We start from the raw sequence: 15,419 nt of genomic DNA on the forward strand, positions 1-15,419 counted from the left end.
GTCAGTTCAATCGTTCAATTTTCAGGATGTGTGCCGGCATTTCCCAGGGATTGAGCTGGATATAATTGTACTCGCCCTGCCACCTGTATTTTTCCCCGCTTAGCATATCGCGCACGAGGTAGGGTTGATTGGAGCCGATGCCAAAGCGGTGCAGCGGTACTCGGATGTGCGCACCTTGTGTATTAAAATAATCCAGGTTGACCGCAACTAGCAGCGATTCGCCATCGTCCGGCGCCACCTTCGTATAACTAATCACCCGGTCATTGTTCGTCTCGTTAAAATCGATATTCCACGTCGACTGCAAAGCCGGATGGGCGTTCCTGATGCGGTTTACGCGGGTGATGATCTCACGCGTGCGACTGTAACGTTCCCAGTCCCAATGCTTGATCTCATACTTTTCATTATCGGTATATTCCTCTTTACCCGGGTGCGGGGCGTTTATCCCGTATTCATAAACAGGTCCGTATAAGCCGTAATTGGAAGAAAGCGTGGCGGCCAGGATGAATCGGGTGATATGCGCATTTTCACCGCCTTCCACCAGGTGATGCGGCAGAATGTCCGGCGTGTTCGGCCAGAAATTAGGCCGGAAGTAATACTGCTGGTCTGTTTTGGTGAGCTCATACAGGTACTGTTCCAGCTCCCATTTGCTGTTCCGCCAGGTAAAATAGGTGTATGATTGGTTGAAACCGATTTTAGCCAGCCGCTCCATTACCCGCGGACGCGTAAATGCCTCGGCAAGAAAGATGACCTGTGGATTGACTTTTCGCACTTCCCCAATCGTCCATTCCCAAAAAGGGAATGCCTTAGTATGCGGGTTGTCGATCCGGAACACATTTACGCCCTGCTCTATCCAGAAATCGATGACGCTTTTGAGTTCATCCCACAGATTTTGCCAGTCTTGTGTTTCAAAATCAAACGGAAGAATGTCTTCATATTTCTTAGGCGGATTTTCGGCGTATTGCACCGTGCCGTCCGGGCGCCACTTGAACCATTGCGGATGTTCTTTCACATACGGATGGTCGGGTGCGCACTGATATGCGATGTCCATCGCGACTTCGATGCCCAATTCCTTCGCCTGGCTAACGAGTTCGGTAAAATCTTCAAGCGTACCCAGTTCGGGATGGATGGATTTGTGTCCGCCGAAGCGGTTACCGATTGCCCAGGGCGAACCGGGATCACTGGCAGATGGGACCAGCGAGTTGTTTTTGCCTTTGCGCTTCATTTCTCCGATCGGATGTATAGGAGGGAAGTAGAGCGTGTCGAAACCCATTTTGGCGACTTTCGGCAACAGCCTGAGTACATCCTGGAACGTACCATGCCGATCGGGCAACGCTGCGGCCGATCGCGGGAAAAGCTCGTACCATGCGCTGAACCCGGCTTTTTTACGTTCCACTTCCAGGCGAAAAGTGCGGTCGAAAACAGTGACCCGGTCGGTGTATCTGATTTTCGACATTGCCTCAGCCAGGGCGTCGCCCACGGCCAGATCAACGGCATCTTGTGGGTCGGATGCATTCTCCAATGCATTGATCCATGGTTCGAAAGCCGGTTTATCCTCTGCTGTTGCCAGTTCCGCTGCTTCACTCAGTATTCCCGCACCTATCTGCAATTCGACGGCGATGTCCTGATTGGCATCGAATTTCTTGACGAGACCCTTTTTCCAACTGGTGAAGTGATCCACCCAACCGGTAAAGCGATATTCGTAAAAACCTTCGTGGGGGGGTACCCATGTTGCGAACCAACGGTCGTTGCCGACATGAGAAAGTGGCACTTCCTGCCAATGCTGTTCTGATTCATGACGGCAGATCACACTTGCTGCCACGGCATCGTGACCATCCGCGATGATGTCTGCCGAGAATTCGACGTGCTCTCCGATAGCCCTGCGGGCCGGAGCCCGACCTTCATCGATTTGTGGCCTGACGTTGCTGATCACCGCCCGCGTCCTTCCATTCAGCCTGCTCATTGTCAATGATTTTTAGTGTTGTCTGATGAATGTCCAGAAACGGTAGTTAAAATCATGCCTGCAGACATTGTCCGGGAAGGAGGGGGAACGCGCTGAATTGAAATCCGTAATTTATCTTGAGAGTAAAAAAACTATTCAGTAACTTTTACAATCGATAGCCCACTTCTACCAGATCTTACCGCTCAACGATAGCCTTTCAACAGGCCCGAAAAGAACGAAGGCAGTGGCCGCTCATTGATTTTAGAAAATGACCGGACTGCCAGGCACCATTCATCACTTTCGTAAAAAATGGTGGTTTCGGAGTAGCAAATAGGCCCTTTTGCCAGATTTATCAGTTAGATTTTAAACTTTTGTAGCTTATTTGCGACAACTATTTCTACGATTTGAAAGTATGTAGAAGTGGGGTTATTCTCTTGTGATATGACGTGTGGCCGATTTGAATGTTTTGAACCCTTCCTCTAGCAAAATGGAATTTATTATCGTAGACGACAGTGTATTCGACCTTTTCACGCAGGAAAAGCTCTTGCTAAAAAGCGGTTTGACGGAAACGGTGAGGACGTTCAATTCGCCACAACAGGCGATAGAGCACCTCAGTAGTCAAGGGGCGGAAATTCCCGAGACGGTAATTCTGTTGGATCTTCAAATGCCCGGCATCAATGGTTTTGAATTTACCGAGCATTATGGATTGTTACCGGAGGCGGTCAGGAAACGCATCCGGTTGTTTATGATTTCATCGACGGTGGACATTTCCGATATTGAGCAGGCCGAATCCAATCCTTACATCATCCAGCTTTTATCCAAACCCCTTGAGATACCATTGCTGAGAGAACTGCTCGACCAATAAGCCCAGCTGTGCCGGATGCTGGCATAATATTTAACAGGCTGAGGATGCACTTATCATCGGCAACATGTATCATCCCGTTTCTACTTACCGGCTTCAATTTCATAAAGACTTTTCATTTCAGGAATTTGAACCCCTGATTCCCTACTTCCGCAAATTGGGGGTTGGGACAATTTATGCCTCACCCATTCTCGCGTCCACGACGGGGAGTACGCACGGATACGACGGCGTGGATCCCACCCGGATCGATCCGGAAATAGGCACGCTGAACAATCTCAAAAGCATTTCCGCAAATCTTCGCGAATCCGGAATTGGCTGGTTGCAGGATATCGTGCCCAATCATATGGCTTTCCACGCAGAAAACGACTGGCTGATGGATGTGCTGGAAAAAGGTAAGCAATCGGTATATGCTTCGTATTTCGATATTGCATGGAACAGCGCGCTTTTCCAGGGGAAGCTCATGGTCCCTTTCTTGTCAAAGGACCAGGATGAAATGATTGAAGCGCGGGAAGTAGGGGTCATTTACAACGATAACCGCTTTAAACTGGATTTTGGAGGACTTGCTTTCCCACTCAATTTGCGATCATACGGCGTAATCCTTGAAAACGTAAAAGATACTTCACAGGCACTTTCACAACTTCTGGTTCAGCTGAAAGAGATGAACCAGGTCGAAGACGCCTCTGCATTTTCCCAGCGCTGGAATGAATGGCTCTTACAGTTACGGGCCCTTTACACCGAGGAGCAACTCAGACCTGCAATCGACGAAGCGCTTAGCATTATGAATGCTGATGCGGCGCAGCTTCGCACCCTGGCTGACCAACAAAATTATGTGCTTTGCCATTGGCAGCGTACCGAGAAGCAGATCAACTTCCGCCGCTTTTTCACAGTAAATGGACTTATTTGTCTGAATATACAGGATGATGCGGTTTTTGAGAAATACCACGAATTCACCAGGCAATTAACTGAGGAGGGGATTTTTCAAGGGATTCGGATAGATCATATAGATGGACTTTTTGATCCCTCAGGTTATCTGGAAAAGTTGCGGGAGGAATTCGGAAACGAAACTTACATCGTAGCTGAAAAGATTCTGGGAGAAAACGAGGATCTGCCCGACCAATGGCCGATCCAGGGCACAACAGGCTACGAATTCCTCGCCGTGTTGAATAATTTGTTTACCAATCAATCCGCAGAAAAGCCTTTTACTGATTACTATAATGAGCTAACGGGTGACGACCGACCGGTGCGGGAGTTGTTGCTTAGTAAAAAGAACGATATACTTTACGAGCATATGGCAGGGGAGCTCGATAACCTTTTTCAACTCTTTATGAAGCTGGAACTTGCGGATAATGAGACCATCGAGCGCATTGGCGGGGAGTTGATCCGGCAAGTGATCGGCGAGTTTCTGATCCATTGTCCGGTTTACAGGTACTATGGAAAGGTGTTACCGCTTTCAGATGAGGAATCGCAGGCTGTAAAACACATATTTGTTGATATTAATAAGCATCATCTTGATCTTTCACCGGCTGTGGAGGTATTGGAGCAATGTTTCATCCATCGGCCGATACTCGGTGACGAAGATTATAACCGTCGCGCCGCCGAATTTTACCAGCGGTGCATGCAGTTCACCGGCCCACTGATGGCCAAGGGAGGTGAGGACACTTTGATGTATACCTATAACCGCTTCATAGGACACAATGATGTAGGGGACTTCCCCGACCGCTTTGGTATGAAAACAAGCGATTTTCACCAGTACATGAAGAAGCGTCGAAAATATTGGCCGATGGCCTTGAATGGGACATCAACGCACGATACCAAGCGTGGAGAGGATGTGCGTGCGAGGCTGAATGTGTTGACGGATTTATCTTCGGAGTGGATTGAGAAAGTGAAGGAATGGCAGCAGGCGAATGGAGGGCTCAAACAATCCGGCCAAGGTCCTGATGCCAATGACGAATACCTGATTTATCAAACCATCGCCGGTGCTTATCCGATGCCCGGCGAAGATGAGGATGACTTCCCCAAGCGCCTGGGAGAATACTTGCAAAAAGCATTGCGGGAGGCAAAAAACAACTCATCATGGTCGGCACCTAACGAGGCATATGAGAAAGAAACCAGTGATTTCGCTAGTAGTCTATTGAAGGAAGGCTCCGGATTTCCAGCTTCATTCCATGCGTTTCTTGAATCCCTCACCGATTTTGGTATCATCAACTCGCTTGCCCAGGTGGTGCTGAAATTCACTTGCCCTGGCGTGCCTGACGTATACCAGGGCTGCGAATTATGGGATTTGAGCCTTGTGGATCCTGATAACCGACGGAAAGTCGATTTTGTAAAAAGGAAACAATGGCTTGACGAGCTGGAAAGCTATGAGACGGACCGTTTGGTAGAAAAGCTTTGGAAAAGCCGCCATAACGGCGAGGTCAAACTCTGGCTCACGCAGCGTCTGTTCGCGTTGCGCCGGCAATATCCGTTGCTTTTCACGCAGGGGGAATACATTCCGTTAAAAGTCCGTGGCACTTATAAGGATAATTTGCTCGCATTTGCCAGGCGTTATAAACGTGACGTTTTTGTGACCGTCGTACCTTTGCACACCGTCGTGATGAGCCGGGAGCAGCAGAAAGAGTTTTTTGAACTGGATTGGCAGGATACGCACGTGGTGTTGCCTGAGAATCTGCTTCCGGAATGGGATAATGTACTCACAAACAGCCAGGCCGAGTTCCAGAAAAAACTGTCACCTGCGGATTTATTCGGCAGCCTGCCGCTGGCGATCCTTAAGGGTAAACGCGCCGAAAATGAACGGAATGCAGGCTTGCTGCTGCATATCACATCACTTCCGTCACCATTTGGTATCGGAGACATCGGCCCGGCAGCATTCGAATTTGCCGAATTCTTGGGAAAAGCAAACCAGAAAATATGGCAAATACTTCCCTTGAACCCTACAGAGGCCTCGCAGGGGAATTCGCCTTACAGCGCGATATCGAGCCGCGCAGGCAATCCTCTGCTAATCAGTCCGGAAGTCCTGGCCGAACAGGGGTTGCTGCCAGGGGAAGAATTGGCACAATACCATTTGCCTGAGTCATCGACAGTTGATTTCGCGGCTGCCTGGGACACGAAGCGGACATTGCTGAAAAAGGCATTCGAACATTACAATGATCATCCCGGAGAGGATGCAGCAGAATTGGATGTATTCACCGAAAAAAATGCGATTTGGCTTGACGATTTTGCGCTCTATATGGTTCTTAAAGACCGCTTCGATAACCAGCCCTGGTACACCTGGCCAGAAGAGTTTCGGCATAGGGAGCAGGAAGCGCTCGATGAGGTGCGGGAATCGGAAGTAGCGCAGATCCATTTTATAAAATGGCAGCAATTTGTTTTTGATAAACAATGGAAAAAGCTGCGGCAATATTGCAACGAGCGAGAGATCAAGTTTCTGGGAGACATTCCCTTTTACGTAAGCTACGATTCGGCCGATGTATGGGCTGACCGCGAGCTGTTTTGTGTGGATGATGACGGTAAGATCACAGGTATTGCCGGCGTGCCTCCGGATGCATTTTCGGAAGACGGACAGCTTTGGGGAATGCCCGTTTTCAACTGGGGTGCCCTTAAAGCACAAGACTACCAGTGGTGGGTCGACCGGCTTTCGCGCAATATGGAAATGTTCGACCTTGTGCGCCTAGACCATTTTCGTGCATTCGCTGATTACTGGGAAGTGCCGGGTGGAGAGGAAACCGCTATTAACGGAAGCTGGAAGATCGGTCCTGGTGAGGACTTTTTCCGAAAGATCGAAGCTGCATTGGGACAGTTGCCGTTCATTGCAGAAGATCTGGGTGAAATCAGTCCCGAAGTGTATGCGCTACGCGACAAGTTCAGCCTACCGGGAATGAAGGTATTACAATTTGCATTCGATGAACACATGGCGCAATCCGACCATATTCCGCATCATTTCAAACACAATTTCATCGGCTATACCGGCACGCACGATAACAATACAACCAAAGGCTGGTTCCGGGAACTGGCTGCCTCAGGAGTTCGGGAGCGACTCGAATCTTACCTGGGTAAGGAGATTTCGGAAGATAATGTTGCCAGGGAACTGGCCAGATCCGTTTTCAGTTCCGTTGCCAAAACGGCCATATTACCCATTCAGGACCTTTTGAACCTGGATGAATCCGCTAAAATGAACCTTCCTGGTTCAAATGAAAACAACTGGGCTTGGCGGTTGCAGCCTGGACAGATCGACGAAGAAGCGGCGGAGTTTCTGAGCACGATAACGCTGCTGTATAACCGCGAGTAGGCTTAAAATTCCTCCGGTTTATTTGGGAGGTCTGATCGGAGTTGTGGCTATATTTGCGCATAGCCACAACTCCGATTACCATGTATTTCAGAAGGACTTTCTTTTTTATCCTCACTTTCTTTGCATCCGCTTTGACGATTTCCTGTGACCGGACAGCCGGTACTCCACAGGAAGCGGCAGAATTGCTGACGGCCGCTCCCCAATGGAAGATAGAGGAAATCAGCGTCAACGATGCAGTAACTTTCAAAGACGGGAAAATGACCCAGCAGTTCGGCGGCATTGATTTCCAGCGGTATATGGAAACGGTTCAGGTAAAAAAGGATGGCGTTTTTTCAGGTGTCTTTAAAGGTGAAACCGCGCCGTTCCTGTTGAAATGGCAAATCAGCGATCAGAACATCACGATCGGCGCGGCCGATGGAGCCAGTAAGGGTGAATGGAGCGTCCGGCCAGACGACGTTCGCAAGGATTCCTTCATTATGAAAACGCAGAGCACCGCCTACGACTACCCGCGTATGACCACCATTGCCCTGAAATTCAAGGCAGCCCAATAAGCATTACTATACCAATTCACCATGAGCAAGCTCGATCAAGCTTTTGAACTTTTTGATGCCTATAACAAGCGTTCGCCGGAGCGGATTGTGTGGGAAGGCGTAGAATATCCGGTTGAATATTTTTATGCTATAAAACTGCACGAATGGGTCAGAAAGCTTGATCCCGAAACCGACGAAAGTCTGCTGCTCGCATCGCGCTGCCAGCACATCGGACGTTGGGAGATTGCCCGCAAAAGTTATCCCGACGGCCGGGTTGGCTACCTCAAATGGCGCAGTGACCTTTCCAAATACCATGCAGGCATTGCCGTGGCAATTTTATCAGAAGTCGGTTATGATGAGGATACGATCACCCGCGTGAAGCAGATCGTTCTCAAACAGCGCCTCAAAACTGACCCCGCCGTACAAACCATGGAAAATGCCTTGTGCCTTGTTTTCCTGCAATACCAGTACGACGATCTTATCGCTAAAACGACCGAAGAAAAAATGATTGATATCCTGCGAAAAACGTGGGCCAAAATGAGCGCACCCGGACAAGACATGGCGTTATCTTTGAATTACAGTGACAAGGGAAGGGATTTGATTTTAAAGGCTTTGAAAGAAGATTAATGCCAAATCTTTACATTATAGCGGGATGCAATGGCGCTGGCAAGACAACGGCCAGTTACACGATTTTGCCCGAGATTTTGGATTGTAAGGAGTTTGTGAATGCGGATAAAATCGCGGAAGGTATTTCACCATTTAATGCCGAAAAAATAGCATTAGAGGCCGGTAGAATAATGCTCAACAGGGTGAGAGATTTGATGCAGCGTGGAGAGGATTTCGCATTTGAAACCACTCTGTCAACTAAAAGCTACGCCGCACTTATTCGGGACGCTAAGGCGATGGGTTACACCGTCTCCTTGTTGTATTTTTGGTTAGCAACCCCTTACGTTGCAATCGAGCGCGTGCATGATCGTGTAAGGAGAGGTGGCCATTCCATTCCTGATGAGACCGTCATAAGGCGATACCAGGGAGGATTAAAAAACTTTTTCAGTATCTATCAGCCTATTTGTGATAGTTGGATTATGATCAACAATATGTACCCCAGCCCGATTGTCATTGCAGAAGGAAATCTAGGTGTCGAACAGAACGTGTTGGATAAGGTACTTTGGAACAAAATTAGAACGCGATGGAAATGAAAGCGCAGGCTCAAAACTTGAATGATGTTTCGGAAAGAATCATTTTTGGCGTTAGAAAAGCAGTACGCAAAATGATAGAAGAACGAGCATTGACCGGGGATGTCGTAATGGTTGGAGATGGAGAGGATGGATTTAAATATGTTCCTGCCAAAGATGTACTGGAATCTTTGAATAAGGCCGATCAGGAATCAAAATAACTAGAATCCAGCCGGAGCGGGTCTGACTGGGTTCTAGTTATCCGAAACACCTTACTTCCGCGACATCTGCGAGCCGTCCAAACTTTGCGCCACCTTCACAAGTTGCACGAATTCAGAGCGGTAACCTTCTTCATCTTTGCCAAATGCGCTGCGGGCCCGTCGGATCACATCCGAATAAGTGGCGGCCCCCTTAAATTCGGAACCACGCAATAGCAGGCCAAATTCGGCTACGGCCGTAGCAAACCGCAGGTTTTCAGAACATTTATCGAAATCAACTGATGTGGCCTTCACCGGCAGGTCAAATAGCACGCTTTTTTCGCTGTCCGGTTTTTTGTACCGAACCTTGACGGTCATCATTTCATCGCTATCAGTGGTGGAGCCGCCGTTCTTCGACTGGTATTTCAACGCGTCGACTTTGCCGATGAATGTCGTAGTAACTCCTTTCGGTACAATTTCATAAATAGCCGTTACAGTGTGCCCTGAGCCCATATCGCCCGCATCTTTTTTATCGTCGTGGAATTCGTCATTCCGCAATGCCCGGTTCTCGTAACCGATAAGCCGGTAGGCCTGCACATGTGCCGGGTTGAACTCGATTTGGATTTTGACATCCTTGGCAATCGTGAACAATGTGCCACCAAACTCCTGCACAAATTCTTTTCGGGCTTCCTGAATGTTATCAATGTAGGCATAGTTGCCATTGCCTTTGTCGGCCAGGGTTTCGACGTGGCTGTCTTTGTAATTACCCATTCCAAAGCCCATTACGCTTAGGAAAATGCCAGCTTTTCGCTTCTCTTCAATCAGTTTCTGTAATTCGGATTCATTGGAAATGCCTACATTGAAGTCGCCGTCTGTAGCAAGAATGACTCGATTGTTGCCTTTCGAAAGGAAATTGTCTTTTGCCAGTTTATAGGCCAGTTCGATCCCCTCGCCACCGGCTGTTGAACCGCCTGCTTCGAGTTTGTCAAGTGCATCTTTAATTAATTTTTTCTCACTTCCGGATGTTGCCGGCAATACCAGGCCCGCTGAGCCTGCATAGGCAACAATAGAAATTTTATCCTCGGAACGTAGCTGATCGGCGAGCAGTTTAAATGCCTGTTTGAGCAGCGGAAGTTTGTTGGGATTGGCCATCGAGCCGGAGACGTCGATCAGGAAAACGAGGTTGGATGCCGGAAGGTTTTCTGTCGAAACGGTCTTGGCCTGCAAACCGATATGGACGAGTTTAAGCCCCTGATTCCAAGGTGAATCGGTGGTTTCGGCCGAAATCGAAATGGGATGTTCGCCGGCAGGTTGTGTGTAGTTATAGTCAAAATAGTTGATCATCTCTTCAATCCTGACGGCATCCGGGGGCGGCATTTGGCCATTGTTGAGAAAACGCCGGACATTACTATACGCGGCTCGATCGACGTCGACCGAGAAGGTAGTTACCGGCTGCTGACCAACCGATAAAAAGCCATTCTCATTGACAGGCTTATAACTTTCGGTTTCATGGGGCATTTGCATGACCATGCCCGAGAAAGTGGAAGGAGCGGAAGCAACCCTTTCAAATCCGACGGACATGTTCTTTTGGGGTAGTGATTGGCCTGTTACCGTTAATTCATCGAGCTCGTGCGCAGGTTGTATCAGCTTTACCCATAAAACAGAATCGGAAGCTACCGGTACCGTCAAAGCCTTGTACCCGATTTTCCTGAATACAAGTGCCCGCGCAACATTTGGAACGCGAATGGAGAAATGGCCTGTGCGGTCGGTAACAGTGCCGGTTACACCTCCTTGCAATGAAACGCTCACACCGGCAAGCGGTGCATTGGAGCCGTCGGTTACGGTGCCTTTGATAACGCGGTCGGGTATTAACGCGAATGCACTCAAAAATAGGGCTAATAGAATGAATACTCTGCTTTTCATGGTTTCCTGATTTAGTTAATTATCTGCTGGATGCGTGCCGCCGGGTAATTCCATAAAAGTTTTTAATTTTTTTTTATGGAATTTTGGTCAAACCGCATCCAGTATTCAGAAAGCTGGAAACCATTTCCACAGGCGCACGTGAAGTTTTTGAAACTCTTTCAAGGTAAGGGTAGGGAACCGGTCCCGGAGGCAGAAAGGCTTGCGGCATACCGGCGTTCGGGCGATATCGCCGTGCTCGGGGCATTGTATGCACCTTATATGGATATGGTTTTCGGTGTTTGTTTTCAATACCTGCGCAATGAGGATGATAGCAAGGACGCGGTGATGCAAATCTTTGAAAAACTGGTAGCTGATTTGAAACAACACGAAGTTTCGAACCTGAAAAGCTGGCTGCACAGCGTGGCGCGAAACTATTGTTTGATGAAAGTCAGGTCGGAGAGAGCCGCGGCGGGTACGGAGTCTTTGGACGACGGGGAACGGGAGTTTTACATTGAAATGCAACCGGGAGATAGCGCGCTTGTGCTCGACGGCCAACTTGATGCATTGGATGAATGTCTGCAAAAACTAGTGAGCGAGCAACGGATTAGCATTGAACTCTTCTACCTGCAAAACAAATGCTACCGGGATATTGCCGGCGAAACCGGCTTTGAAATGGGCAAAGTGAAGAGTTTTATCCAAAACGGAAAGCGTAACCTGAAAATCTGTATCGAAGGAAATGGCAACTACTAACGACCTCATACCGGATTTTGATGATTTCGAGCGCTATTATAGCGGGCGGATGCCATCGGCTCAACAGCGGTTGCTGGAAGGAAGAATGCTGGACGAGCCGCTGGTTGCCGGAGCATACGAAGGTTTCCTTCTCTGGCGTGCGGAGCATTTGGATGTTGCCGGCGTGCGGACGGACTTGTACAGGCGGTTGAATGAACGCGTCCCGGACTTACGCGTCCCGGACCTACGCGTCCCGGACTCACGCAGAAGAATTTTGCCACTCTGGATGTACGCCTCCGCGGCTTCGGTATGCCTCGCAATAATCTTTTACTGGCTTGTTTTTTTGAGAGACTACCAGGGTGATATGCGGCAACCCCCGGCTACTTTCACTCAAAAGAAAAGCGCTGTTTCTGAGCAAACACCTACCCTGAATTTGCCGGCACCCGCTCCGGCTGCGATAAAACCAACCGGAACTCCGACTACCGGAGCCCCGTCACGGCTTGTGTTGAAATCGATTCCCGGGTCGTTGCCCCCGGCGAACGTTCCAAGTGGAACGAAACAGTCCGCCGATGTTTCAGTAGAATCCCGTGCGGTGGCACCCGTCGTTTCCACTGAGGCAGAAGAGTCGGTAAGGAAGGACGAATTTGGCGTTGCGCTGGCTGATTCCGGATTGGCCCAGACAGCGCCTTCACAAGCAGCCATCGAGCCAGGCAAGGCGCTTGCCGTGCCCGGATCAGCGCAGGCGGTCGGTAAATCCCTGGCTGCGAGAGCGAAGGCGACGTCTTCACAGCCCCATTTGGTATCAAAGAAGGCTACGGATACCAATTCGAATGCATTACCTGAAACGCTGAACGAGGTGCTGATAGCAGGAACGTCAACCCAGGCGAAAAGAACGAATGTGCCTATCCCGTCGGATGTAGATCGTCCGGCCCCGGTTCCTGCCGGAGGCTGGGAGCCTTATCGCGCCTATCTTGACAGCAGCACTGGTTCCGCTATCGCAACAGGGCAGGTGGTGGTGACATTCGTGGTAAGTCCCACCGGGACGTTGATTGGCTTTACAGCCAAAGGCATCAGCGAACTTCAGAACGAGGCCATACAGATCATCAGGAAAGGTCCGGCATGGCTACCGGCACGTACAAAAGGGGGCCCCGTAGCTGCAATCGCTGAAATACGACTTCAATTCCGCCGAACTCATTAAGCTTATCCAAATCAGGCGGTTAGCTGGTTACTTGTAGAAGTAATTTTGAATTATTTCCAAAATAGAGCTTTAATTTTTTGTGTTGTACTTCCCAGTATTTAATTTTACTAAAAGCTCTTAACTACTCATTTTTTTGAATTCAGCAAACCTGGATTTGCAATTTCTCCCTCATAGTTGCGTACCGGTCGTTTTGCAAATGAGCCGGGTTGCCTAATGACGAGCGCTGCAATATTCTAGTCGAAATTTTGTTATGGCAACTATTATTACTAACTCTACGAAATAATTGATTGCCATTTCTCATCAACACAACACCCAAATTTGGCCCACTTATACCTAACCTATGGACAATAGAAAGAGTCTGTTGATTATAGATGACGAACCCAGTATCACGAAGATCCTGGAACATTTTCTAAAGAAGGACTTTAACGTAGTAATCAAAAGTGACGGTTCTGAAGGAATGCTCTGGCTTGAAGAAGGTAACCAGGTCGATCTGATTATTGCCGACCTCCATATGCCCAATCTGAGCGGAAAAGAGTTCCTTAAAGTGGCCAAGGCGAGTAACCTGTACGCCGAAATTCCGATTATCATTCTTTCAGGGTCCGACGAAAGCAGCGAGCGGATTCAGTGCCTCAACCTCGGTGCGGACGATTTTATGGTCAAGCCCTTCAACCCGATGGAAGTGCATGCCAAGATTAACGCCGTGCTGCGGCGCAGTAAACGCTTCTCTTAAACGACCGATATAATGGAACTGGCCGGCACAACCACAGACGCGGTAACGGCAGGTAAGACCTACGTTGCCCAGTTCAGGGTTATTTATCTCCACACCGATTTTCAGGAATATCTCCGATTTACTGAACGTTTCGCTGAGTATCTTCAGGTTGAATACTTTGATACGCCTGCGAGCGCTCTGGAAGCGTTAAGGGAGAATTATCCCGCAGACGTGATTATCGCGCATGACAGGAGTGGCGGATTGGAATTGCTGGACACCATCCGCAACAGTGCAGGCTTTGGTAACATACCATTTGTATTGCTCGTCGACCACCTCAATCGGGCGGCCATAGACATTGCTCGCAGCAAGCATGCCGATGATGTTTTTTCCGTTTGTTTTCAAGACGGTGACCTGATCACGCGCATCAGGTATTTCAGAAAACGGCAATGGTTCGTGGCCAACAAGGCCTCTCAAAAAATAGGCTCGCAAGGGCATAAGACGCCGTTCTGGAAGCGTGCGATCGACGTTGCCACAACAGGCACGGCGGTGATCCTGCTACTTCCGGTGTTTATTATCGTCGCGATCCTGATCAAACTAGATTCGAAGGGGCCGGTTTTCTATAAATCAAAAAGGGTAGGAAGTGGCTACAAAATCTTCGACCTGTATAAATTCAGGACAATGCGGACCGACGCCGACCAGTTGATCCGAAAAATGGCTGCATTGAACATGTATTCCAAAGCCGAACCGGCGTCACAAACCGACACTCAGGGACTTTGTGATGATTGTCTGGCCGGAGGCGCGTGTAAGAGCATGCTATTCCATGATGGCAAGGAGATCTGCGAGAAGCAATACCATTATCAGAAGGAGCAAAAAGCGGCATTTATGAAGTTCCAGAACGACCCGCGCATTACGCGCCTTGGAAGTTTCCTGCGGAATTCGAGTATCGATGAGCTTCCGCAGCTGCTCAACATCCTCAAAGGCGACATGTCGCTGGTGGGTAACCGCCCGCTGCCGTTGTACGAAGCGGAGAAAATGACCACCGACGATAAAATTCTGCGTTTTGCGGGTCCGGCCGGGCTTACTGGCCTGTGGCAGGTAACCAAGCGCGGCAAAGGCAAGGCCGATATGACGGAAGAGGAGCGGACGCTGCTAGATATTACCTACGCCAGGGAATTTTCCTTTAAAATGGATATGGAGATCATCCTGAAAACATTCCCGGCGCTGTTGCAGTCGGAGAATGTCTGACGGAACCAACGTTATGTCAGGAAGCTTTTACCCAGGTTTTGTATTCGGGATCGTATTTTTTGATAATGCGGGCGGGGTTTCCGACGGCGACCGAATAGGGAGGAATATCCTTCGTCACCACGGCCCCGGCGGCGACTACCGAATGCCTGCCTATGGTAACACCGGCGGTGATTACAGCATTAGCGCCAATCCAGCATTCGTCTTCGATAACGATCGAAGCAACGCTTACGCCCTGTTTGTGAATCGGTTGATGAATATCCTGATAATTGTGGTTCAGGCCGCTGGCAACAATGTGCTGCGCAAGGATCACATCGTTGCCGATCGTCACCGGACCGATAATGACATTTCCCAGGCCAACCAGCGAGTTGGCACCAATATACACTGCCCCCACGCCATTATTGATTGTGCTGAAATCCTCGATCATCGACCTGTCGCCGATAGAGAAGGGATTGAACGGCAATACATCCATCCTTACCCACCGGCGGATAATGACATCTTTGCCCCTTTTATGGAAAAAACGGTTCAAAAAAATCCGGACCCAGAGCCTTGGACGGGCTTGATTGGTTGGGAGCAGCATCCAGTGGACAAATTTTTTGAGTCCCGGACTGTTCCGGATTTGGTCTGAGAACGACATTTTACCTAGATTAG

Annotated in this window: 13 protein-coding genes; 10 read left to right on the forward strand and 3 right to left on the reverse strand. The window is 49.1% G+C overall.

Translation table 11 applies throughout. From position 1 onward, the window contains the following. Nucleotide 1: 1 nt before the first annotated feature. The gene (locus LZD49_RS00425; RefSeq protein ID WP_234665333.1) at nt 2-1,960 is read right to left on the reverse strand and encodes an alpha-1,4-glucan--maltose-1-phosphate maltosyltransferase; all 1,959 of its coding nucleotides are present in this window, start codon (nt 1,958-1,960) and stop codon (nt 2-4) included. Between the two features lie 466 nt (nt 1,961-2,426). On the opposite strand from LZD49_RS00425, the gene LZD49_RS00430 reads away from it, so the two are divergent. From LZD49_RS00430 to LZD49_RS00455, 6 genes are all read left to right on the forward strand, one after another. Further along, nucleotides 2,427-2,804, forward strand: a complete 378-nt coding sequence (locus LZD49_RS00430; RefSeq protein ID WP_234665334.1) for a response regulator — start codon at nt 2,427-2,429, stop codon at nt 2,802-2,804. Nucleotides 2,805-2,868: 64 nt separating this feature from the next. After that, the gene (treY, locus tag LZD49_RS00435) at nt 2,869-7,086 is read left to right on the forward strand and encodes a malto-oligosyltrehalose synthase (protein ID WP_234665335.1); all 4,218 of its coding nucleotides are present in this window, start codon (nt 2,869-2,871) and stop codon (nt 7,084-7,086) included. Nucleotides 7,087-7,166: 80 nt separating this feature from the next. Continuing rightward, nucleotides 7,167-7,637 carry a hypothetical protein gene (locus LZD49_RS00440; protein WP_234665336.1) on the forward strand — a complete coding sequence of 157 codons (471 nt, stop codon included), beginning with the start codon at nt 7,167-7,169 and terminating at the stop codon, nt 7,635-7,637. A gap of 21 nt (nt 7,638-7,658) precedes the next feature. Further along, entirely contained in the window at nt 7,659-8,243 is a 585-nt protein-coding gene (locus LZD49_RS00445) for a DUF4202 domain-containing protein (protein ID WP_234665337.1), read from the forward strand. Beyond that, complete coding sequence (locus LZD49_RS00450; RefSeq protein WP_234665338.1) at nt 8,243-8,815, forward strand: zeta toxin family protein; 573 nt, start codon at nt 8,243-8,245, stop codon at nt 8,813-8,815. Before LZD49_RS00445 ends, LZD49_RS00450 begins: the two co-directional genes overlap by 1 nt. Beyond that, nucleotides 8,806-9,012: a hypothetical protein gene (locus LZD49_RS00455; RefSeq protein ID WP_234665339.1), complete on the forward strand. Its 207-nt coding sequence runs from the start codon at nt 8,806-8,808 to the stop codon at nt 9,010-9,012. Before LZD49_RS00450 ends, LZD49_RS00455 begins: the two co-directional genes overlap by 10 nt. 51 nt (nt 9,013-9,063) lie before the next feature. Here LZD49_RS00455 and LZD49_RS00460 read toward each other — a convergent pair whose 3' ends face one another. Beyond that, nucleotides 9,064-10,911, reverse strand: coding sequence for a VWA domain-containing protein (locus tag LZD49_RS00460; RefSeq protein WP_234665340.1), 1,848 nt, complete (start codon nt 10,909-10,911; stop codon nt 9,064-9,066). Nucleotides 10,912-10,986: 75 nt separating this feature from the next. Between LZD49_RS00460 and LZD49_RS00465 the strand changes: the two genes are divergently transcribed. From LZD49_RS00465 to LZD49_RS00480, 4 genes are all read left to right on the forward strand, one after another. Then, nucleotides 10,987-11,640, forward strand: a complete 654-nt coding sequence (locus tag LZD49_RS00465) for an RNA polymerase sigma factor (RefSeq protein ID WP_234665341.1) — start codon at nt 10,987-10,989, stop codon at nt 11,638-11,640. Next, nucleotides 11,627-12,817: an energy transducer TonB gene (locus LZD49_RS00470; protein WP_234665342.1), complete on the forward strand. Its 1,191-nt coding sequence runs from the start codon at nt 11,627-11,629 to the stop codon at nt 12,815-12,817. Before LZD49_RS00465 ends, LZD49_RS00470 begins: the two co-directional genes overlap by 14 nt. Before the next feature lie 340 nt (nt 12,818-13,157). Next, nucleotides 13,158-13,547: a response regulator transcription factor gene (locus LZD49_RS00475; RefSeq protein WP_234665343.1), complete on the forward strand. Its 390-nt coding sequence runs from the start codon at nt 13,158-13,160 to the stop codon at nt 13,545-13,547. Nucleotides 13,548-13,559: 12 nt separating this feature from the next. Continuing rightward, on the forward strand, nt 13,560-14,771 hold the full coding sequence (locus tag LZD49_RS00480) for a sugar transferase (protein WP_234665344.1): 1,212 nt from the start codon (nt 13,560-13,562) through the stop codon (nt 14,769-14,771). Between the two features lie 16 nt (nt 14,772-14,787). Here LZD49_RS00480 and LZD49_RS00485 read toward each other — a convergent pair whose 3' ends face one another. After that, nucleotides 14,788-15,405 (reverse strand): DapH/DapD/GlmU-related protein, encoded by a 618-nt coding sequence (locus LZD49_RS00485; RefSeq protein WP_234665345.1) that lies wholly within the window; start codon nt 15,403-15,405, stop codon nt 14,788-14,790. Nucleotides 15,406-15,419: the final 14 nt, after the last annotated feature.

Source organism: Dyadobacter sp. CY261 (assembly GCF_021440085.1).
Taxonomy (GTDB): Bacteria; Bacteroidota; Bacteroidia; order Cytophagales; family Spirosomataceae; genus Dyadobacter.